The organism is Neisseria flavescens (assembly GCF_005221285.1).
Taxonomy (GTDB): domain Bacteria; phylum Pseudomonadota; class Gammaproteobacteria; order Burkholderiales; family Neisseriaceae; genus Neisseria; species Neisseria flavescens.
In genome coordinates this window covers 1,713,853-1,735,787 of record NZ_CP039886.1, presented here as the reverse complement: position 1 = coordinate 1,735,787, position 21,935 = coordinate 1,713,853, and the positions used below count along the sequence as shown (strand labels likewise).

At 53.7% G+C, this 21,935-nt stretch carries 18 protein-coding genes, 1 tRNA gene and 1 riboswitch; of the genes, 9 read left to right on the top strand and 10 right to left on the bottom strand.

Translation table 11 applies throughout. The annotated features are described in order from the left end of the window. Positions 1–292: 292 nt before the first annotated feature. From FAH67_RS08905 to waaA, 5 genes are all read left to right on the top strand, one after another. Positions 293–1,339, top strand: coding sequence for a FecCD family ABC transporter permease (locus FAH67_RS08905; protein WP_003681739.1), 1,047 nt, complete (start codon positions 293–295; stop codon positions 1,337–1,339). A gap of 70 nt (positions 1,340–1,409) precedes the next feature. Next, positions 1,410–2,633: an ABC transporter substrate-binding protein gene (locus FAH67_RS08900; protein WP_003681738.1), complete on the top strand. Its 1,224-nt coding sequence runs from the start codon at positions 1,410–1,412 to the stop codon at positions 2,631–2,633. Between the two features lie 12 nt (positions 2,634–2,645). Then, a complete protein-coding gene (locus FAH67_RS08895) occupies positions 2,646–3,413 on the top strand; it encodes an ABC transporter ATP-binding protein (RefSeq protein WP_003681737.1) in 768 nt (255 codons plus the stop codon). Between the two features lie 166 nt (positions 3,414–3,579). After that, the gene (locus FAH67_RS08890; protein ID WP_003681735.1) at positions 3,580–4,011 is read left to right on the top strand and encodes a plastocyanin/azurin family copper-binding protein; all 432 of its coding nucleotides are present in this window, start codon (positions 3,580–3,582) and stop codon (positions 4,009–4,011) included. A 138-nt stretch (positions 4,012–4,149) separates the two neighbouring features. Beyond that, the gene (gene waaA, locus FAH67_RS08885) at positions 4,150–5,412 is read left to right on the top strand and encodes a lipid IV(A) 3-deoxy-D-manno-octulosonic acid transferase (RefSeq protein WP_003681733.1); all 1,263 of its coding nucleotides are present in this window, start codon (positions 4,150–4,152) and stop codon (positions 5,410–5,412) included. Positions 5,413–5,760: 348 nt separating this feature from the next. On the opposite strand, the gene FAH67_RS08880 is transcribed toward waaA, so the two are convergent. Next, positions 5,761–7,770, bottom strand: a complete 2,010-nt coding sequence (locus FAH67_RS08880; protein ID WP_003681729.1) for an OPT family oligopeptide transporter — start codon at positions 7,768–7,770, stop codon at positions 5,761–5,763. Between the two features lie 248 nt (positions 7,771–8,018). Between FAH67_RS08880 and FAH67_RS08875 the strand changes: the two genes are divergently transcribed. Continuing rightward, positions 8,019–9,023: a quinone-dependent dihydroorotate dehydrogenase gene (locus tag FAH67_RS08875; RefSeq protein ID WP_003681725.1), complete on the top strand. Its 1,005-nt coding sequence runs from the start codon at positions 8,019–8,021 to the stop codon at positions 9,021–9,023. A 56-nt stretch (positions 9,024–9,079) separates the two neighbouring features. Here FAH67_RS08875 and rnhB read toward each other — a convergent pair whose 3' ends face one another. Continuing rightward, positions 9,080–9,673, bottom strand: coding sequence for a ribonuclease HII (gene rnhB / locus FAH67_RS08870; RefSeq protein ID WP_039864274.1), 594 nt, complete (start codon positions 9,671–9,673; stop codon positions 9,080–9,082). A gap of 154 nt (positions 9,674–9,827) precedes the next feature. Here rnhB and FAH67_RS08865 point away from each other — a divergent pair, with 154 nt between their 5' ends. Next, positions 9,828–10,964, top strand: a complete 1,137-nt coding sequence (locus tag FAH67_RS08865) for an FUSC family protein (RefSeq protein WP_003681721.1) — start codon at positions 9,828–9,830, stop codon at positions 10,962–10,964. 178 nt (positions 10,965–11,142) lie between these two features. On the opposite strand, the gene FAH67_RS08860 is transcribed toward FAH67_RS08865, so the two are convergent. Beyond that, a tRNA-Met gene (locus FAH67_RS08860) sits at positions 11,143–11,219 on the bottom strand. Between the two features lie 110 nt (positions 11,220–11,329). After that, a riboswitch (TPP riboswitch) is annotated at positions 11,330–11,429 on the top strand. An 89-nt stretch (positions 11,430–11,518) separates the two neighbouring features. Between FAH67_RS08860 and thiC the strand changes: the two genes are divergently transcribed. Further along, complete coding sequence (gene thiC / locus FAH67_RS08855; RefSeq protein ID WP_039864259.1) at positions 11,519–13,420, top strand: phosphomethylpyrimidine synthase ThiC; 1,902 nt, start codon at positions 11,519–11,521, stop codon at positions 13,418–13,420. Positions 13,421–13,512: 92 nt separating this feature from the next. On the opposite strand, the gene murJ is transcribed toward thiC, so the two are convergent. Next, positions 13,513–15,051, bottom strand: a complete 1,539-nt coding sequence (gene murJ, locus FAH67_RS08850) for a murein biosynthesis integral membrane protein MurJ (RefSeq protein WP_003681713.1) — start codon at positions 15,049–15,051, stop codon at positions 13,513–13,515. A 9-nt stretch (positions 15,052–15,060) separates the two neighbouring features. Continuing rightward, positions 15,061–16,236 (bottom strand): lipid-A-disaccharide synthase, encoded by a 1,176-nt coding sequence (gene lpxB / locus FAH67_RS08845; RefSeq protein ID WP_003681712.1) that lies wholly within the window; start codon positions 16,234–16,236, stop codon positions 15,061–15,063. Between the two features lie 41 nt (positions 16,237–16,277). On the opposite strand from lpxB, the gene FAH67_RS12270 reads away from it, so the two are divergent. Continuing rightward, positions 16,278–16,406 carry a hypothetical protein gene (locus FAH67_RS12270; RefSeq protein ID WP_003681710.1) on the top strand — a complete coding sequence of 43 codons (129 nt, stop codon included), beginning with the start codon at positions 16,278–16,280 and terminating at the stop codon, positions 16,404–16,406. On the opposite strand, the gene lpxA is transcribed toward FAH67_RS12270, so the two are convergent. The 5 genes from lpxA to bamA all read right to left on the bottom strand — a co-directional run bounded on the left by lpxA (position 16,396) and on the right by bamA (position 21,934). Then, positions 16,396–17,172, bottom strand: coding sequence for an acyl-ACP--UDP-N-acetylglucosamine O-acyltransferase (gene lpxA, locus FAH67_RS08840; protein ID WP_003681706.1), 777 nt, complete (start codon positions 17,170–17,172; stop codon positions 16,396–16,398). The two genes, FAH67_RS12270 and lpxA, sit on opposite strands and share 11 nt — an antisense overlap. Positions 17,173–17,246: 74 nt before the next feature. Next, entirely contained in the window at positions 17,247–17,696 is a 450-nt protein-coding gene (gene fabZ / locus FAH67_RS08835) for a 3-hydroxyacyl-ACP dehydratase FabZ (RefSeq protein WP_115287652.1), read from the bottom strand. Positions 17,697–17,771: 75 nt separating this feature from the next. Further along, entirely contained in the window at positions 17,772–18,812 is a 1,041-nt protein-coding gene (gene lpxD, locus FAH67_RS08830) for a UDP-3-O-(3-hydroxymyristoyl)glucosamine N-acyltransferase (protein WP_003681700.1), read from the bottom strand. Between the two features lie 101 nt (positions 18,813–18,913). Continuing rightward, the gene (locus tag FAH67_RS08825) at positions 18,914–19,423 is read right to left on the bottom strand and encodes an OmpH/Skp family outer membrane protein (protein WP_039864258.1); all 510 of its coding nucleotides are present in this window, start codon (positions 19,421–19,423) and stop codon (positions 18,914–18,916) included. A 111-nt stretch (positions 19,424–19,534) separates the two neighbouring features. Further along, entirely contained in the window at positions 19,535–21,934 is a 2,400-nt protein-coding gene (gene bamA / locus FAH67_RS08820) for an outer membrane protein assembly factor BamA (RefSeq protein WP_003681698.1), read from the bottom strand. Position 21,935: the final 1 nt, after the last annotated feature.

Here is a 21,935-nt window from a genome sequence, read left to right as displayed (position 1 = left end):
CTCTCCGTGGGAAAGAGAACAAATTGCAGGGAATCACAACAATGGTCGGAATTCAGTTATCTGATTCCCTCTCTCCGTGGGAGAGGGAGCAAATTGTAAAGAATCACAACAATGGTCGGACTTCAGTTATCCGATTCCCTCTCCTCGTGGGAGAGGGCTAGGGAGAGGGCAAAGCCGTTTGGAACGCCGTTATCCCGGTTTTCAAAAACCACCCTTCAAAACGGATACAGACAAAAGAGATAGTCGGGCATGGATGTCCGGCCTTATTACTTAATTTCAAAGGTTTAAAAAAATGAATGATTCGGTTGTCGCCGAGATTGTGAAAAACCAGCGCAAGTTGGAAGGCAAGCGTTGGTTGATTGTGTTGATGTTTTTAGCCATCGCCGCGGTCAGTTTCCTATTCGACATCGCCACCGGCCCGGCGATGACGGACACGCTGCCTGTCGGCGAAGTAGTCAATGTTTTGCTGGGCAAACCCGAAGTCGATGAAATGAACCGCCTGATTGTGATGGATCTGCGCCTGCCGATTGCGGTAATGGCGCTAGTGGTCGGTGCGGCTTTGGGTGTCGGTGGCGCGGAAATTCAGACGCTCTTGAACAACCCGATGGCCAGCCCTTATACGCTGGGTTTGGCGGCGGCGGCAGGTTTGGGCGCGTCGGTGGTGATTGCGTTCGGCGGTTTCGGGCTGCCTGAAACGGTCGCCGTTCCCATCGGCGCGTTTGTGATGACCATGCTGGCTTCGGGCATCTTGTTTCTGTTTGCCTCGGCACGCCGCTTCAATTCGGCGATGCTGGTGTTGGTCGGGATTGCGCTGTTGTTTCTGTTTCAGTCGATTTTGTCGCTGATTCAATTTATCGCCGCGCCTGAGATTTCACAGCAGATTTTGTTTTGGCTGTTTGGCAGTTTGAACAAAGCAACTTGGGAAACGGTCATCGTTACGGCGGCGGTTACGGCGGTATGCGTGTTTCTGCTTTCACGCGATGTGTGGAAGTTGACTGCGCTGCGCTTGGGCGAAGAACGCGCCGTCGGGCTGGGCATCAATCTGCAACTTTTGCGCCTGAAAACGCTGGTGTTGGTGGCCGTTATGACGGCAACGGCAATCAGTTTTGTCGGCGTCATCGGCTTTATCGGCTTGGTTGCCCCGCATGTGGCACGGATTCTTTTGGGCGAAGACCAACGTTTCTTCCTGCCCGGCGCAATGCTGGCGGGGGCGGCGTTTTTGTCGGTGGCGAGCGTGTTGTCCAAGGTAATTATCCCGGGCGCGCTGTTTCCGGTGGGCATCGTTACGTCGTTTGTCGGCGTGCCGTTTTTCTTTTGGATTGTATTGTCCAAGCGGTAAGTTTTTTCGGACGGTCTTTTGTTGCGACGGGGTCGTCTGAAACTGTTTTTTTATTTTACAGAGAGAACCAATGAAACCTGTTTGCCGTATTTTAACCGCCGCCTTGTTCAGTCTTGCCGTGCAGGGTGTTTGTGCCGAAGTGAAAACGCTTACCGACGTACGCGGGCGCGAAGTGCGGGTCGATGTGCCTGCCAAACGTGTGGTGCTGGGCTTTTATTATCCTGATTATATTGCCGTATCCGGTGTCGATAAATTTGACAATGTGGTCGGTATTTCGCGCGAATTTTGGGAGAAATTCAACCCCGGCAGTTGGTCGCTCTACCGCGCCAAAATCCCTTCGCTGCAAAACATCGGCGACATCGGCAATGTGAACGCTGGTACATTTTCGTTTGAGAAAACCTTGGCAATGAAACCCGATGTGGTGGTGTTGGCGGATTGGCAGTATGACGCGTTGAAAGAAGAAATGCCGCGTTTCGAAAAAGCCGGCATTCCGGTGGTTGTGGTCGATTTCAATGCGCAAACGGTCGAACGCCATACCGCCAGTGCCAAACTTTTCGGCGAAATCGCCGGTACGCCGGAGCGTGCAGGGCAGGTTGCCGCCGAATACGCCCAAGGCATGGCCGACATTCAAAAACGCGTGGCCGAAGCGGGCAAGCCCAAGCCGAAAATCTATATCGAGTTCGGAGACAAGGGTCCTGCCGAACATAGCTTTACTTTCGGCAAAAATATGTGGGGTGCGATTGCCGATACAGTGGGCGGCGACAATATTGCCGCAGCCTTCATCAAAGACTGGGGGGCGATTAATCCCGAGCAGTTTCTTGCCGCCAAGCCCGACGTTGTGATTATTTCCGGCACCGAATCCGGACTGAAGCAGCCGGCGGCAATGGCGATGGGCATCGGCATCGAAGCCGCCGAAGCGCAAAAACGCTTACAGGGTTTCATCCGGCGTGCCGGTTGGGCGGAAATTCCCGCTGTCCGAAACGGCCGTGTATTCGGCATTTACCATACTGCTTCGCGTTCGCTTTCCGATTTGGCATCCGCCCAATTTATCGCCAAAGCGTTGTATCCCGAAGCCTTTGCCGATGTGAATCCGGAAGAGACCTACCGTGAATTCCACCGTAAATACCTGCCGGTCGAGCCGCAGGGTACTTTCTTTATCCGTTTGGGTTGCGACGGTTTGGAAGACTGCAACAAACAAGCGGCTGCCGACACTGTTGCGGCATCAGCCGAAACCGTCGCCGAACCGTCACTATGGCAACGTATTAAAAACTGGTTTGCCGCCCTCTTTGCTTAAAGGCCGTCTGAAATGTTGAAACTTGAAAACGTCCATATCCGGCGCGGCGATTATGTGGTCGCCGACAGTATCGATTTGACGCTGGAACAAGGCAAAGTCTATTCCGTGCTCGGCCCGAACGGCACGGGCAAATCCTCGCTGATGAAAACGATTTTCGGCGAAGTGGCGCATCAAGGCAAAATCAGTTACGGCGGCGAAGTGTTGAGCAGGCTCAATCTGCAAAGCTGGCGCAAACGCATAGGCTATATGCCGCAGGACACCGCCGCCGAAGCCTCGCTGACCGCGCTGGAAGTCGTGTTGCTCGGCCGCATGGACGCGCTGCACATGCACGTCGGCGACGAACTGCTGCACGAAGCCGCAAGTATCATGGCGGAGCTGGGCATCGGCCATCTGGCGCACCGCGACGTCATGCGGCTTTCCGGCGGACAGCGGCAGCTCGTCATGTTTGCCCAAGTCATGCTGCGCTGCCCCGAAATCCTAATGCTGGACGAGCCGGTCAGCGCGCTGGATATGCACCATCAACTCAATCTTTTAGAACGCGTGGTGCAATACACGCACGAACACAATCTGGTTACGCTGATGGTTTTGCATGATTTGAGCCTCGCCGCGCAATTTTCAGACGGCGTGATTCTGCTCGGCGAAGGCAAAGTACAGGCACAGGGCGCGCCGCAGGACGTATTGCAGGCGGACATGATCGGCAGGCTGTACAAGGTGGATATCGAACTTTTATACGACAGCAAAGGCCTGCCCGTTATCCGCCCGATGCGGCAGAGTGCGTAACTTGACCGCTCCTGAAATGTCGGATTTGAGCATCCGGCCTGCGAACTCCCTGCAACTTATCCCCTCTCCCGCGGGAGAGGGTTAGGGAGAGGGTGGTAAGCCCAAGGCTTAGTTCTTCGACGCATCAGCCCGACCTCTATTTTTTATCCTTAGAAAGGACTTTCCCATGAAAAAATCACTCTTTCTCCTGATGCTGACTGCTTCCCTCAGCGCATACGCCGCCAACCACGAAATCAAAATGCTCGACAACGGCAAAGACGGCAGCATGGTGTTCGAACCAGGCTACGTCAACGCCAAAGTCGGCGACACTGTTACCTTCAAAGCTACTAACAGCGGACACTGGGTGCAAAGCAAAGCCCTGCCCGACGGCGTTGCTGACTTCCTCTCCGAAGACGGCAAAGACTTCACGCTCAAGCTCGACAAAGAAGGCGTGTATGTCTATACCTGCCCGCCGCACCGCATGATGAACATGAGTGGCCTGATTCAGGTCGGCAAACCGGTGAACAAAGCCAAAGCGCAAGCCGTTGTCGATGAAATGGAAAACCGCGCCATGCAAAGCAAAGGCCGTCTGAAAAAATACATGGCGCAAGTGAAGTAAAAGCGTTTATGCCTGCATTAAAGGCCGTCTGAAACCTTTCAGACGGCCTGTTTCCTTTGCGTAAAACACGCATCAAAGCTATATCTTCCGTTTCAGTTTCCGATAAAATAGGCCTATTCCGACACAAGACCCGTAAGCATGATACGCCGCCTTTACGCCACGCTGTGGCACCTCGCCCCCTTCCTGATTCGCCGCCACCTGCGCCGCCGCGCCCTCAAATCTCCAGCCTATCTCGAACATTGGGACGAGCGTTTCGGGCAGGCGTATCCCAATCCCGTACAACGACCGATTTGGATACACGCCGTATCCGTCGGCGAAACGCGTGCGGCCGAACCTTTAGTCCAGGCATTGCGCCGCCATTTTCCCGACTCGCCGTTTTTGATTACCCAAATGACGCCGACCGGACGCGCCACCGCGCAATCCCTGTTCCCCGATGCGCAATGCCGTTACCTGCCCTACGACAAATCCGAATGGGTCGCCCGATTTTTAGCCGAACACCGCCCCATCTGCGGCATTTTGATGGAAACCGAAATCTGGCCCAACCTGATGCACGGCTGCCAAGAAGCAGGCATTCCCCTCTTTTTGGCCAACGCGCGCCTCTCCGAAAAATCCCAACGCGGCTACCTCAAAATCCGCAAGCTGGTCGAGCCTACCATGCAGAGCCTCTCCGGCTGCTTTGCCCAAACCGCCGCCGATGCCGAACGCCTTCACCTTATCGGCGCGTCCAACGTCCACGTCTGCGGCAACACCAAATACGATATCGCTCCCCCCGACGACTCGCGCCCGCTTGCCGTCGCCTTTAAAGAACGCATCGGCGCACGCCCCATCGTCGTCTGCGCCAGCACGCGCGTGTACAAAGGCACAGACGAAGCCGAGTTGCTCCTCAAAGCATGGCAGGGCTACCGCGGCAATGCCTTGTTGGTCATCGTACCGCGCCACCCTGAAAACTTTCAGACGGCCTACGATACCGCCAAATCGCTTGGTTATACCGTCCAAAAACGCAGCGACGGACAACCCGTTTCCCCCGATACACAGGTTTGGATAGGCGACAGCATGGGCGAACTTGCCGCCTACTACCTCAGCGCAGACATTGCCTTCGTCGGCGGCAGCCTGGTTGATGCCGGCTGCCAAAACATCATCGAACCCATCTCCTGCCGCGTCCCCACCCTCTTCGGCTACTCCAACTACAACTTCGCCCAAGCCTGCAAAGGCGCGGTCGAAGCCAAAGCCGCCGTCCGCGTCGAAACCGCCGAAGCCTGGTACAGAACCACGCGCCAATACCTCGACGACGAAACGCTGCGCCAACAGCTGATCAGCCACACCGAGCAATTCATTTCGCAACATCAAGGTGCCAGTGCCAAAATTGCCAAAGCGATTGCAGATTGTTTGAGTCAGCGTTAAACAATAAAAAACCGCCCGTTCATGACAAACAGGTGGAAACTGAGAAACAGTTTTTTGTTTTCAGCCGTTTAATTGACTAAGAGCAGGAACAGGGTTAAGATAATCCTAACGACTGTCCGCAGTCTCAGCCATGAACGACCTTTCGGCTTGGTTCGTTTCATGTTGAAACTCTCCTTTCTAGGGAGGTTCAAATAAAACAGCCCCACTGCCATGGGGCTGTTTCACTACCTAGCCCCGCGATAATTATACCCAAACTTCCTAAAATCATTCCAAACAAATTTCCACTGAAAAGGCCGTCTGAAACCCCAATGTTTTGGGTTTCAGACGGCCTTTTCTCAACCGACAAACTTAACGTCCTGCTTTCAACACGCGGCGTGCAAACACGAACATACCGAAAACAAAAAACGCCAAGCCCAGCCATTTGGCGGCCGTATCCCAGTTTTCCAGGTTCAGGGCCAAAGGCGCATCCGAACCGCCGTTGGTTACGGAGAAGGCGATGATAAACGCCATAATCACACCGATCAGGCTCTCGCCGACAATCAAACCGGCAGAGAACAGCGTACCGATACGTTCCGCATTTTTCAGACGGCCTTCACGGTTTTCCTGACGGCGGGCGATGACGGATTTCAACACCGCAGCCAATACCGCGCCAATTACAATCGGCATATTCACAGACGGCGGCAGGTAAATGCCCATGCCCACGGCCAATACCGGCAAAGCGCGCTTGCCGCCGGAAGATTTGCGCAATGTGAAATCGACCGCGATCAACGCCACGCCGATGGCCACGCCGGTGAAAATATAATCCCATTGCAGATTGTGCGAGAAAATACCTTGGACGATGGTGGTCATCAAAGTTGCCTGAGGTGCGGCAAGGGCTTGGGCCGCATCCATGCCTTCACGCGGCATCGCGCCGGTAAAGCCGTAGGCTTCATACAAAAGCTCCAACACAGGCGAAATCACCAATGCACCGACAACGCAGCCGATAATCAGCGCAACCTGCTGTTTCCAAGGCGTTGCTTTTACCAGATAACCCGTTTTCAAATCCTGCAGGTTGTCATTGGAAATCGAAGCCACACAAATCACAGACGCACCGCAAAACAGCGTCAACGCCAGCAGGAATTTGCGGTTTGCCTCATCAGCCATCAAGCCGCCGGATTCGCCGACCAGCAGCAACACCAGCGAAATAATGACGATAGAGACGATGCCCACACCCGAAATCGGGCTGGAAGACGAACCGACCAAACCGGCCATATAACCGCAAGCCGCGGCCACCAAAAAGCCGATAATCGAAGCCAGCAGCGTACATACAACCACCAACAGCCAAGCCAAACCGCCGGAAATATGCGAGTCGCCGATAAAGTGGAAGAAGGACACGCCCAACACCAGCATCATCGCCAACACCCAGGCAATCATCGCCTTAGGCGACAAATCCTGTTCCGTGCGTTCGGTCATCTGCGCACCGCCGAAATTGCGGAAAGACAGGCGCATACCCTCAACCATCGGTTTCATCAAGGTCAACAGCGTCCAAATAGCCGCGATACCGATCGTACCCGCGCCGATAAAACGGACTTTTTCCTTCCACAAAGACATCGCAAAAGGAATCATCTCCATATCGGCAGGTTGCGGAATATGCGCCGACAGATAAGGCACAGCCACACCCCAGGCAATCGAAATACCCAGCAAAATCGCGATACCGCCGGTCAGGCCGACCAAATAGCCCGCGCCCAGCAAGGCCAAAGAAAAGCCCATCGGCACTTGGAACACCGACGCACCGCCTTTAAACCAATAGCTCGCGCTGTCCGCCACCACGCGCAAACCGCTTGCACAGAAGCTCATCAAACCCGCCAGAGCGCCGCCCGACACCAATTCCTTGATACCGCTGCCGCCTTCCTGTTGGTCCGCATCATGGTCGCCGACCTTCAAAATCTCGGCCGCCGCCACGCCTTCCGGATAAGGCAAATCGCTCTTCACCACCATCGCATAACGCAAAGGCACAGTGAAAATCACGCCCAAAATACCGCCGGACATACACAGCAGCGTAGTCTGCCAAAACGGAAAGCCCGCCCAATAACCGGCCATCAGCAAACCCGGCAGAATAAAAATAATACTGGAGAGCGTACCCGCAGCCGAAGCCTGAGTCTGCACCATATTATTTTCCAGAATATTGCTGCCTTTAAAAAACTTCAAAACCGCCATCGAAATTACCGCAGCCGGAATCGAAGACGCAAAAGTCAAACCCACCTTCAAGCCCAAATACACATTGGATGCCGTAAAAATCACCGTAATCAACGCGCCGAGTATCATCCCCCGCAGCGTCAGTTCACGGAAACTCGCATAAGGATCAACCGCCTGTTTCATAAAAATCTTCCTGTATCAGGTAAACAATCAAATCAAAACTTTTCAGACGGACTTTTGATACATCCATCAGGCCGTCTGAAAAGCCTCTCTCTTGCCATTTTAATAAACTATCCGACTACACGCAAAAACCCTATTTATTTTCATTTGACACCAAACAATAAAATCATATCGATACAGACGTTTGGGGCAGTTTGACGGTTTCAGGTAAAATAACGCCAAATTCATCAACCGTTCAGAAAGCCGCCGCCATGTATTCACTCGTCCGTCCTATCCTGTTCCGTTTCGATGCAGAAAAGGCCCATCATTTCACGCTCAACAGTTTGCGTTCTATCGAAAAACTCGGCCTGCTGTCCAAGGTGGACAGCCACACCCGACCAACCGAGCTGATGGGTTTGCAACTGCCCAATCCGGTCGGCTTGGCGGCAGGTTTGGACAAAAACGGCGAGTGTATCGATGCGTTTGCCGCTTTGGGTTTCGGCTTTGTCGAAATCGGCACGGTAACGCCCAAGCCGCAGCCGGGCAATCCGCAGCCGCGCCTTTTCCGCGTTCCCGAACACCAAGGCATCATCAACCGCATGGGTTTCAACAACCACGGCATCGACGCGATGATCCGCAACATTGAAAACAGCCGCTTTAAAGGCATTTTGGGCATCAACATCGGCAAAAATGCCGTTACGCCGATTGAAAACGCGGCCGACGATTATCTGATTTGCTTGGAAAAAGCCTACGTCCACGCAAGCTACATCACGGTCAATATTTCCTCCCCCAATACGAAAAACCTGCGCGCCTTGCAGGGCAGCGACGAGTTGAGCGCATTGTTGGAAGCCTTGAAAAACAAACAGGCGCAACTGGCGGCCGCACATGGCAAATATGTGCCGCTGGCGGTCAAAATCGCGCCGGATTTGGACGAAGCGCAAATCGACGACATCGCCCATGTGGTCAAATCTGTGGAAATGGACGGCATCATCGCCACCAACACAACCATCGACAAATCAAGCTTGGGCAGCCATCCGCTCGCAGGCGAACAAGGCGGCTTGAGCGGTTTGCCCGTACGCGAGAAAAGCAATCAGGTGTTGAAACTTTTAGTGGAACGCATTGACGGCAAGCTACCGATTATCGGCGTCGGCGGCATCATGAACGGCGCGGACGCGGCAGAAAAAATCCGCTTGGGTGCCAGCGCAGTGCAGGTGTACAGCGGTTTGATTTATCGCGGCCCTGAGTTGATTAAAGAGTGTTTGGCTGCGTTGAAATAATACTTTTCCAAAAACAAGGCCGTCTGAAATCTTTCAGACGGCCTTTTGATATGCTTTCATTCTTCAAACAGATTGCCTTGTGCCAATAAGGTTTTGACCGGTGCAAAATCGCGGCGGTGTTCCAGCAATACGCCGTATTGTTTCAACGCGGCCAAATGTTGCGCCGTGCCATAGCCTTTGTGGCGGTCAAACCCATATTGCGGATAGCGTTTCGCCAATTCATACATTTCCGCATCACGCGCGGTTTTGGCCAAAACCGAAGCGGCGGAGATTTCAATAATTTTGCTGTCGCCTTTGACCACGGCTTCGGCAGGGACATTCAAATCTTTCGGCACGCGGTTGCCGTCTATCCACACTTTGTCGGGAGCGACCGACAGTCCCTCGACTGCGCGCTTCATTGCTGCCATGGTTGCGTGCAGGATGTTCAGTTTCAGGATTTCGTCGGGGTCGGCAAAGGCAATGCTCCACGCAACCGCCTGTTCTTTAATCATCTGCGCCAACATATCGCGCTTTTTTTCGCTCAGTTTTTTTGAATCGGTCAAACCCGGCAAATCAAAATGTTCCGGCAAAATCACTGCCGCCGCAAATACGCTGCCGACCAAAGGGCCGCGTCCCGCTTCATCCACGCCTGCGCTTAAAACCGTCGCCATTTCTTTACCGCCTGTCTGATTCAAAGCCGCCATTATATCCGCTTGCGGCAGATAAAATCCGCAATAGGGCAAGCCGTTTGGGAGCGGTTCAAATTTCATCTGCTTTACCAATCAGTTATAATTTACATCCCCACATACCCATACGTCTTACAACATGCCTGCCCAATCCGAACGCATCCATTTTTCCGAACGCTGGCTCAACGCCTACGAACGCTACCGCTATCGCCGCCATATCCACGCCTTCCGCCTCGGCTTGGCGATCGTGTTTTCCACCCTGTTGGCCAAAGTCTTCCACCTGCAACACGGCGAGTGGATCGGCATGACCGTCTTTGTCGTCCTCGGCATGCTGCAATTCCAAGGCGCAATTTACTCCAAAGCAGTCGAACGCATGCTCGGCACAGCCATCGGTTTGGGCGTCGGGTTGACCGTTTTATGGTTGAACCAACATTATTTGCAAGACGGCGTTTTCTTCTATCTGATTATCGGTGCCGCCAGCGCAGTGGCCGGTTGGTCTGCGGTCGGCAAAAACGGCTATGTCGCCATGCTTGCCGGTTTGACCATGTGCATGCTCATCGGCGACAGCAGCCACCACTGGCTCGACAGCGGCCTGATGCGCGCCATGAACGTTTTGATCGGTGCCGCCATCGCCATTGCCGCCGCCAAACTCCTGCCCCTGCGCTCCACCCTGATGTGGCGTTTCATGCTTGCCGACAACCTCACCGACTGCGCCAAAATGATTGCCGAAATCAGCAACGGCAAGCGCATGACGCGCGAGCGTTTGGAACAAAACATGATTAAAATGCGCAAAATCAACGCCCGCATGGTCAAAAGTCGCAGCCATCTGGCCGCCACATCCGGCGAAAGCCACATCAGCAACAATATGATGGAAGCCATGCAGCATGCCCACCGCAAAATCGTCACCACCACCGAGCTGCTCCTGACCACCGCCGCCAAACTGCGCGCGCCTACGCTCAACGAAAGCGAAATCCGCCTGCTCGACCGCCATTTCAACCAACTCCAACGCGAGCTTCGGCTGACCGTCCGCCTCATCAAAGGCCACTACGCCCGCCGTATCCGCATCGATACTTCGCTCAATACCGAACTAAGCAAACCGGCCGCCCGCCTGCATTACGACTGGCAAGGCTTCCTCTGGCTCAGTACCAATATGCGTAACGAAATCGCCGCATTGGTGATCCTGTTGCAACGTTCGCGCAATAAATGGTTGGACAAAAAAGAATTGCAACGCCTCAAAGAACACCTGCGCAACGATACCGATCTGGAGCAACAATAGGCCGTCTGAAAAACACAAACTCAAAATAAAAGATAAAAGCAAATTAGCCGCCGATGACATCGGCCAATAAAAAAGGCCGTCTGAAACCCAATGGTTCCGACGGCCTTTCAATCAATCCAAGCAACAATAAATGCCGCATAAAGCAAAATCCCCTGCGATTACAGGGGATTTTTATATTTGGTTGCGGGAGCAGGATTCGAACCTACGACCTTCGGGTTATGAGCCCGACGAGCTACCATGCTGCTCCATCCCGCGTCAGAAGTTGTAACTATACGGAAAGACGAAATCGCTGTCAAGCGTTTTTGACAGAAAATGCGAAAACCGCCGCTTTACAAAAAACCGTCCGCATGGTTTAATTTTCGTTAATAAAGAAACAGGGGTGCTGCTTTCAAACCAAGTGGCTGAGAAATACCCTTTACACCCGAACAGGATAATACCTGCGTGGGGAGTTTTCACGGATTCTGCCTTTCAGACGGCATTGGTTTTCAAATGCCGTCTGAAAACGCAAAACGCTCCTGTTTCTTATCCTAAACGAGAAAACAGGAGCATTTTTTATGACTACGCCAAAAAAAACCGCCAAAACTTCCGGTAACGAAGCACGCGAGCTTGCCGACTTGAGCGAAGACATCGGCATCCGCTTCAAATATCCGAACTCGGAACGCGTGTATCTGCAAGGCAGCCGCGACGACATCCGCGTGCCTTTGCGCGAAATCCGCCAGGACGACACTTACACGGCGCAAGGCACGGAAGCCAATCCGCCGATTCCCGTCTATGACACCAGCGGCGTGTACGGCGATCCGGCGGCACACATCGACCTGAAACAAGGTCTGCCCCACATCCGCACGGCGTGGCTGGACGAACGCGGTGATACCGAAATCCTGCCCAAACTCTCCAGCGAATACGGCATCGAACGTGCGCACGACCCGAAAACCGCCCATTTGCGTTTCAACCAAATCACCCGCCCGCGCCGCGCCAAAGCCGGCCGCAACGTAACCCAGCTCCATTACGCCCGGCAAGGCATTATCACGCCGGAAATGGAATTTGTCGCCATACGCGAACGTTTAAAATTAGACGAATTGTCCCAAAAACCGGAATACGCCAAACTTTTGAAACAACACGCAGGGCAAAGTTTCGGCGCGAACATCCCGACCCGTCCCGACCAAATCACGCCCGAATTCGTGCGCCGAGAAATCGCCGCCGGACGCGCGATCATCCCCGCCAACATCAACCATCCCGAACTCGAACCGATGATTATCGGACGTAACTTCCGCGTCAAAATCAACGGCAACTTGGGCAACTCCGCCGTTACCTCCAGCCTGACCGAAGAAGTCGAAAAAATGGTGTGGTCGCTGCGTTGGGGCGCGGACACGATTATGGATTTGTCTACCGGCGCGCACATCCACGAAACGCGCGAATGGATTATCCGCAACGCGCCCGTCCCCATCGGCACCGTGCCCATCTATCAGGCTTTGGAAAAAACCGGCGGCATCGCCGAAGATTTGACTTGGGATTTGTTCCGCGACACCTTAATCGAACAGGCGGAACAAGGCGTGGACTATTTCACCATACACGCGGGCGTGTTGCTGCGGTATGTGCCGATGACCGCCAACCGCCTCACCGGCATCGTATCGCGCGGCGGTTCGATTATGGCGAAATGGTGTCTCGCCCACCACAAAGAAAACTTCCTCTACACGCATTTCGACGAAATCTGTGAAATCATGAAGGCGTATGACGTATCGTTCAGCCTCGGCGACGGCCTGCGTCCCGGCTGCATTGCCGATGCCAACGACGAGTCCCAATTCGCCGAACTGCATACCTTGGGCGAATTGACCGCCAAAGCGTGGGAACACGACGTACAAGTGATGATCGAAGGCCCCGGCCATGTGCCGCTGCAACGCGTCAAAGAAAATATGACCGAAGAGCTGCAACACTGCTTTGAAGCGCCTTTCTACACCCTCGGCCCGCTCGTTACCGACATCGCCCCCGGCTACGACCACATCACCTCGGGCATAGGCGCGGCCAACATCGGCTGGTACGGCACGGCGATGCTTTGTTACGTTACCCCCAAAGAACATTTGGGGCTGCCCGACAAAGAAGACGTGCGCACCGGCATCATCACCTACAAACTCGCCGCCCACGCCGCCGACCTCGCCAAAGGCTGGCCGGGCGCACAGTTGCGCGACAACGCTCTGAGCAAGGCGCGTTTCGAGTTTCGATGGCGCGACCAATTCCGCTTAAGCCTCGACCCCGAACGCGCCGAAAGCTTCCACGACGAAACCCTGCCCGCCGAAGGCGCGAAAATCGCCCACTTCTGCTCGATGTGCGGCCCCAAATTCTGCTCGATGAAAATCACGCAGGAAGTGCGCGACTATGCCGACAAGCAAAAAGCCCAACGGCAAGGCATGGAAGAAAAAGCGATTGAGTTCGTCAAAAAAGGCGCGAAGATTTACAGCTAAAACGTAAAGCAAGAAAAGGCCGTCTGAAAATGTTTCAGACGGCCTTTTTAGTGGATTATCTTCAAAGCAGGCAATGACTTAAATCAGTTTCCTTATTTTTCCACTCTGCGGAAATGGTGCGGACGGAAGCCGAGCGCGGCTAAGGAAACGAAGTAAAGGCCGCCGCCCAAGGCAATCAGAACGCAGAGTTGGCCTGCTTTTTTAAAGCCGCCGACGTGCACCCATTCAAACGGCAGATAATATTGCGCCGCCCACAAACCGCCGCCCATGACGACCAAAGAGATAGCCATTTTGACCAAAAACGCAGCCCATCCTTTGCCGGGACGGTAGATGCCGTGTTTGCGCAAAAGGAAAAACAGTAAACCTGCATTCAGACACGCGCCCAAACCGATAGCGAGGGACAGGCCGACGTGTTTGAGCGGCGAAATGAAGGCAAGGTTCATCAACTGCGTGCAAATCAGCGTGAAAATAGCGACCTTAACGGGGGTTTTGATGTTTTGGCGGGCGTAGAAGCCGGGTGCCAATACTTTAATCATAATCAGCCCGATCAAGCCGAAGGAATAGGCAATCAGCGCGTGTTGTGTCATTTGCGCGTCGTGCAGCGTAAACTCACGGTACATGAACAAGGTCGTAACCAATGGAAAAGACAACACGGCAAGGCCGACGGCGGCAGGCAGGGTCAGCAGCATACACAAGCGCAAACCCCAGTCGAGCAGGCCGGAAAACTGCTCGGTATCCTGACTGGCGGCGTGTTTGGACAAGGTAGGCAACAAGATTGTACCGAGTGCCACACCCAAAACGCCGGTCGGCAATTCCATCAGTCGGTCGGCGTAATACATCCACGACACACTGCCGGACTGTAAAAACGAGGCGAAAATGGTGTTGATAACCAAGGAAATCTGCGCCACGCTTACGCCCAAAATAGCCGGTGCCATCTGTTTCATCACGCGGTTGACCGCTGCGTCTTTAAAGCTGAGCTTGGGCATTTTCAAGAAGCCCAGTTTCGCCAACCAAGGCAGTTGGAACACCAGCTGCAACACGCCGCCGACAAATACCGCCCACGCCAAAGCCATAACGGGCGGATCGAAATACGGTACAAAAAACAGGGAAAAGACGATAAAGGAAATGTTCAAAAATGTCGGCGTAAAGGCGGGGATGCCGAATTTATGATAGGAGTTGAGTATCGAGCCGACAAAAGACGACAAGGAAATCAAAAAGATATAAGGAAACGTCACCCGCAGCAGGTCGATGGAAAGCTGAAACTTATCGGCATCTTTGGCAAAACCGGGCGCGGAAACATAAATCACCCACGGCGCGGCGAGTATGCCCAGCGCGGTAACGATGACCAACACAAACGACAACATGCCGGCCACATGGCGCACAAACGCCTGCGTGGCTTCGGGAGAGCGGGTTTCTTTGTATTCCGCCAAAATCGGTACGAAGGCTTGGGCAAATGCGCCCTCTGCAAACACGCGCCGCAACAGGTTGGGCAGTTTGAACGCGACAAAAAACGCATCCGTCGCCATGCCTGCACCAAACGCACGGGCGATAATCGTATCGCGCACAAAGCCTAAAATACGCGACACCATCGTCAGGCTGCCAACCTTGGCCAAGGCTCCCAATAAATTCATGTATTTTCCTTACTTGTCTTTCAGGCCGTCTGAAAATCCGGCTTCTTCCAATACTGCCGCCGCCGCCAATGCCGCCGTATCTTTTTTCAACAGCAGATGCAAGGAGTGGAAATCCTGTTCCAACGCGGCTACGGCCTCAGGGCGGTCATACCAGTCTGCCACGGCCTGCGCCAGTTTTTCAGGGACGGCATCGTGTTGCAGCAGCTCGGGAACGGCGGCTTTACCCAACAGAATATTGGGCAAACCGACATGCGGCACTTTAATTTTGTTTTTCACATACGCATAAGTCAGCGGCGAAATTTTGTAGCTGATGACCATAGGCCGCTTGCACAAGGCCACTTCCAAAGTTGCCGTACCGCTGGTAACCAATACCACGTCGGCAGCGGTGCAAACCGTATCCGACTGCTTGTCGGTCAGCGTGATGGGAAGAGAGGCAAACTCGGGCTGCGCCAAAATTTCGCTAATGCGTTTGCGCGTTGCGGCCGTTGCCACAGGCAGCAAAAACTGTGCCTGCGGATAACGTTTCAGCAGCAATAAGGCCGTCTGAAAAAACACCGCCGCCATGTAATCGATTTCGCTCACACGGCTGCCGGGTAATATGGCAAACACGGGCACGTCCGCAGGCACGCCCAGCTTCTGCCGCGCCGCCGCCCTATCCGCTTCCACCGGCATGGTTTGCGCCATCGGATGGCCGACAAACTCAGCCTTGCCGCCGGCATCGATATAAAGCTGTGGCTCCATCGGAAACAGGCACAACACGCGGTTGACCTGATGTACGATTTTATTGACCCGTTCGCGCCGCCACGCCCAAACCGACGGGCTGACGTAATGAATGGTATGAATGCCTGCCTGCTTGAGTTTTTCCGCCACGCCGAGATTGAAGTCCGGCGCATCGATGCCGATAAACACATCCGGCTTGAGGCGGATTAAATCGTTCACCAGCCCTTTGCGGATTTTCAAAATCTGCGGCAGGCGTTTGATGACCTCAACAAAACCGCGCACCGCCAGCTTTTCCTGATCGTACAAACTCTCAAAACCCTCCGCCTTCATGCGCTCGCCGCCGATACCGGTAAACCGCGCATTCGGGCAACGCGCCTTAATGGCACGGATTAAGTGTGCGCCAAGCAAGTCGCCGGAAGCTTCGCCGACGCTGATGGCGATAAGGGGGGAAGAATTGGGGTTCATGTTGTTGAGGTTCGGAAGCTAAAAGATTTTGTGGCGGACATTTGCCCGCCCGTTTTCAGACGGCATCAGCGGCAGGCGGACAGGAAACCTGCCTACTGCGCGGATTTTTGCAATCCAAAGGCCGTCTGAAAAAGTTTCAGACGGCCTTCAATCCATCAATCAACGGATAATGCCGCGTGTGGATTGTGCAAAAAAGTCTTTAAATACCGCCAATTCGCTTTGGGTTTCGGCACGTTTCAGAATGTCTGCCTTGGCCTCTTCAAACGGAATGCCGCGATGGTAAATGGTTTTATACACATCTTTGACGGAGGCAATCTGTTCGGCCGTGAAACCGTTGCGGCGCATACCTTCGCTGTTGAGGCCGGCCGGTTCGGCGCGGTAGCCGGCAGCCATAAAGTACGGCGGTACGTCTTTGTGTACGCCGGCGGCAAACGCGGTCATGGCGTAGTCGCCGATTTGGCAGAACTGGAACACCAGCGTGTAGCCGCCTAAGACAACGTAGTCGCCGATGGTCACATGGCCTGCGAGTGAGGCGTTGTTGGCGAAGATGGTATGGTTGCCGACCACGCAGTCATGGGCAAGGTGGCAGTAGGCCATAATCCAGTTGTCGTCGCCGATACGGGTTTCGCCGATGCCGGTAACCGTACCGAGGTTGAACGTCGTAAATTCGCGGATGGTGTTGCCGTTGCCGATAATCAGCTTGGTCGGCTCGTCGCGGTATTTCTTGTCCTGCGGAATTTCGCCGAGGCTGGCAAATTGGAAAATGCGGTTGTTTTCACCGATGGTCGTGTGGCCGTTGATGACGACGTGCGGGCCGATTTCAGTATTCGCACCGATTTGCACATTGGGGCCGATGATGCTGTATGGGCCGACTTTGACGCTGGAGTCGAGTTCGGCTTTAGGGTCGATGACGGCGGTCGGATGGATAAGGGTCATGCTGTCTCCTTGCTGTCTGATACAGGTATTGGCTGCAAGATGCCGTCTGAACTTTCAGACGGCCTGGCCCATTCTTACACCACGCGTTTGGCGCACATAATCACGGCTTCAACGGCAACTTGGCCGTCGACTTTGGCAACGGCGTTGAATTTGCCGATACCGCGTTTGTTGGTCAACAGCTCGACTTCAAAAACCAGTTGGTCGCTGGGAATGACTTGGCGTTTGAAACGGGCGTCGTCGATACCGGCGAAGAAGAAGAATTCGTTTTCTTTGCGGCCGCCTTCGCTGAGGATGGCGAGTGTGCCGCACGCTTGCGCCATGGCTTCGATAATCAGCACGCCGGGCATCACGGGCAGGTCGGGAAAGTGGCCTTGGAACTGCGGCTCGTTCATGGTGACGTTTTTAATCGCAGTCAGGGTTTTCATCGGTTCGAACGCAGTAATGCGGTCGAGTTGCAAAAACGGATAACGGTGTGGGATAAGTTTTTGAATATCTTTGGCTTCGATCGGGAGTTGTACGTCCATGATGTTCGTCTTTCCTTGTTTGTATTGGGTTTAAACGTATTCGGATGCGGGGTGCAGGCTGTTTGCGCCGCCAATTTAGGCTTCGTCACTGTCGGCAAGCTGTTTTTCCAGCGTTTTGAGGCGTTTGTTCATTTCGCTCAAACGGTGGATATAAACGGCATTGCGCGCCCAGTCTTTGTAGCCCGACATCGGGAAAATACCGGCCAGATGCTGGCCGCTTTCGGTAATGCTGTGGGTAACGGATGTACCGCCGCCGATGGTGGTTTTATCGGCGATTTCGATGTGTCCGACCGTGCCGACACCGCCGCCGATAATACAGTAATTGCCGATGGTGACGCTGCCGGAAATGCCGGTTTTGGCGGCGATAACGGTGTGCGAACCGATTTTGCAGTTGTGGCCGATTTGGACTTGGTTGTCGATTTTGGTGCCGTTGCCGACGGTTGTGTCGCTCATTGCGCCGCGGTCGATATTGGTGTTCGAACCGATTTCCACATCATCGCCCAGCGTGACTGCGCCGGTTTGCGGGATTTTAAACCATGAATCGCCGGCAAAGGCCAAGCCGAAACCGTCCGCACCGATGACGGCGCCGCTGTGGATTTCGACACGGTTGCCCAAAGTACAGCCGTAATAGATGACAGCGTTTGGATGCAACACGACTTCATCGCCCAACGTGCAATCGTGTTGGACAACGGCATTGGCCAAAATACGACAGCCTTCGCCCAATACGGCATTCGCGCCGATATAGGCATTCGCGCCGATTTCGCAGCTTGCCGGCACTTTGGCGCTTGCCTCGATAACGGCAGTCGGATGTACGCCGCCCTGTGCTTTGACAATCGGCGAGAACAATCGTGCCACTTTGGCAAAATAAAGATAAGGGTCGGCAGCCACAATCAGGTTGCGGCCTGCAAATTCGTCTGCGGCTTTCGGCGACACAATCACTGCGCCTGCTTGGCTGTCGTGTACTTCGGCTTTGTATTTCGGATTGGCCAAAAAGCTGATGTGTTCCGCCTGCGCCTGATCCAACGGACGGACGGCGGTAATGGCGATGTCTTCGCCTTTCCATTCGCCGCCGAGCTGGGAAACGATTTGGGACAGGGTGTATGCTTGTGAAGTCATGATAATCTGCCGTCAAGATGTCAGGCCGTCTGAAAGTTGCCGATTTGGGTTTCAGACGGCCTTAGGTTTGTCTGTATGGTTACATTCGCTGCCGAGCAGGGTCAGTGTGCGTTTAGGGCTTTGATAACGCTGTCGGTAATATCATAGCGGCCGTTAACGTAAATCACGTCCTGCAAGATGAAGTCGTAACCTTCGCGTTTGGCCAAATCGACGATGACGCGGTTGGCATTTTGCTGGAGCGCGGCGAATTCTTCATTGCGGCGCAGGTTGTAGTCTTCTGCCAACTCGGCCTGCTGCTTGCGGAATTTCTGTACCAGATTGCGCCATTTTTGGGTTTCCGCTTCCCTTTGGCTGTCGCTGAGCTTGTCGCCGCTCAGTTTTCGCTCTAAAGCCTCGCCTTCCTGCTGCAGCTTTTGCAAGGCGGTTTGACGGCTTTTGAACTCTTTTTCCAAAGTCATCTGAATGTTTTGCGCCTGCTTGGATTCCTGATAAACGCGCTCGGTATTGATAAAACCGATTTTCTGCACGCCATCCGCCGCCGCTTGCGGCAACAGCACGAAACCCGGCAGGGCTACGGCGAGGACACGGAGGGTGTCGGCTATTTTACTCATGATAAAAATCCTTGCTTGAAAACAAACGGGCGGTTTGCAATAAGCTTGCCGCCAATCTGCCATGAGGCCGTCTGAAACGGACAAACCCGGTTTCAGACGGCCTAAACATCATCAGAATGTCGTACCGAGTTGGAATTGGAAGCGTTGGATTTCGTCGCCTTCTTTTTTCTTAATCGGATAAGCATAACTGAACTTCATCGGACCCAGCGGAGAGAGCCAGGTCACGGCAGCACCGGCAGAATAGCGCAATTCGTTTTTGAATGTCGATTTGTGGGTCTTGCCTAAGCCGTATGGGTTTTGAGCGGCATTGTTGGTGTAATAAGAATTGCTGCTTCTGTCGTTGTAGGTTTTGTCGTCCCACACACTGCCCGCATCGGCAAACAGGCTCAGACGGACAGTACGCGAGTCTTTAATGCCCGGCATCGGGAAGAGCAACTCTGCGGAAACGTTGGCTTTTTTGTTACCGCCGTAGCTGATTTTCTCGCCGTATTCGTCATAAACTTTCGGGCCCAGCGTACCGCTTTCAAAGCCGCGGACAGAGCCTAAGCCGCCGCCGTAGAAGTTTTCAAAGAACGGCATGGTTTTGGTTTTGCCGTAGCCGTTGCCATAACCGACTTCGCCACCCAGCATCAGCGTGAAATCTTTGCTCAACGGGAAGAACCAAGTTTGGTTGTGGGTCAGGGTGTAGTATTGCAGGTCGCTGCCCGGCAAAGCGATTTCGCCGTTTACGCCGGTCAGATAACCGCGGGTCGGCCACAAGGCATTGTCGGTTTTGTTGCGGCCCCAGCCGATGGTACCTTTGTACAGCCAGCCTTTGAAGCTGCCCACGCCGTCCGTGCCTTTACCGTATTGTTTGATAAAGTCGGCATAGCGTTTAGGCGCGACTTTGTAGGTGTTCACGGTCAAGCGTTCCGCGGCCAAACCGAAGTTCACACGGTCATATTCGGTAACCGGAATACCGATACGCAAACCGCCGCCGAAAGTCGTGGTTTTATACTGTTTCGCGCTGGAAGAAGCTTTACGCGGGTCGTAAGTCTTGCCGTAAAGGTCGTAGCCCAAGCTTACGCCGTCAGGTGTGAAGTATGGGTCGGTAAACGACAATGAGCCGTTTACTGTGGTTTTACTGCGTGAAGCGCGCAAGGCAACGGATTTACCCGTACCGAACAGGTTGTCCTGAGCCACGCCGGCAGACATCACCAAACCGGTATCCTGAACCCAACCTGCGCTCAAATCGAGCGAGCCGGTAGAACGTTCGGTCAGGCTCATGTTCAGGTCAACTTGGTCAGGCGTATTGGCCACAGGAACCGCATCAAATTGAACGTTGTCGAAGTAGCCCAACAACTCAACGCGCTCTTTAGAACGTTGCAGTTTGGCAGAGTCGTAAGGCGCCGATTCCATTTGGCGCAACTCACGGCGGATGACTTCGTCACGGGTTTTATTGTTGCCGGTAATGTTGATTTCGTTTACATAGATTTTGCGGCCCGGTTGAACGGTCAACACAAAATCAACAGTATGCGTTTCGGCATTTGGAATCGGTTGGACATTGATTTCGCTGAATGCGTAACCTGCCTGACCCATGCGGTTTTGGATGGCTTCGAGCGAATTGGACATTTGCGCGCGCTCGTACCATTTGCCCGGCTTCATGGTCAGCAGTTTTTCCAAATCTTCTTTCGGCACTTCCAGCGTATCGCCTTCGATGCGTACATTGCCCCAGCGGAAGCGGTCGCCTTCGCTGACGGTTACTTTAATGGTTTGCTTGGTTTTGTCTTCGTTGGTTTGGATATCGGTATCCAAAATACGGAAGTTGAAGTAGCCGTTGTTTTGGTAGTAATTGGTGACTTTTTCCATGTCCTGAGCAAATTTTTGCTCATTGAACTGGTTGCTCCTGGTGATCCAAGTCCACATGCCGCTTTTGCTCAGGGACATTTGTTTCATCAGACGGCGGTCGGAATAAACTTCGTTGCCTTCAAATGAAATATCGGTAATCTTGGTAGATTTGCCCTCTTCGATGGCAATATCGATAGATACGCGGTTGCGGGCGAGTTTGGTTACGGTCGGAGTGATTTGGACAGACTGTTTGCCACGGCTCAAATACTCTTCTTTCAAACCGGCAACGACTTGGTTCAGCGTTGCTTGGTTGAAATATTGGGATTGCGCCAAACCAAATGCTTCAAGGTTTTTCTTGATGGCATCATTTTGCAGTATTTTCGCGCCGGTAATATTGAGCGAGCTGATGGTCGGACGCTCAATCACGGTCAGCAGGACTTGATTGTCCATGGTCTCGACGCGTACGTCGTCAAAGAAACCGGTTGCGTAGAGTTTTTTGATGATTTCTTCACTGCGCGCATCATTGAAATTATCACCGACTTTAACGGGCAGGTAGTTGAAGACGGTACTCGGCTCGGTGCGTTGCAGGCCTTCGACGCGGATGTCCTGAATGGTAAAGTCAGCCAATGCCAGCGGGGACAGGCTCAATACCATTAAAGCGGAAGCAATCTGGTTCAGTTTCATA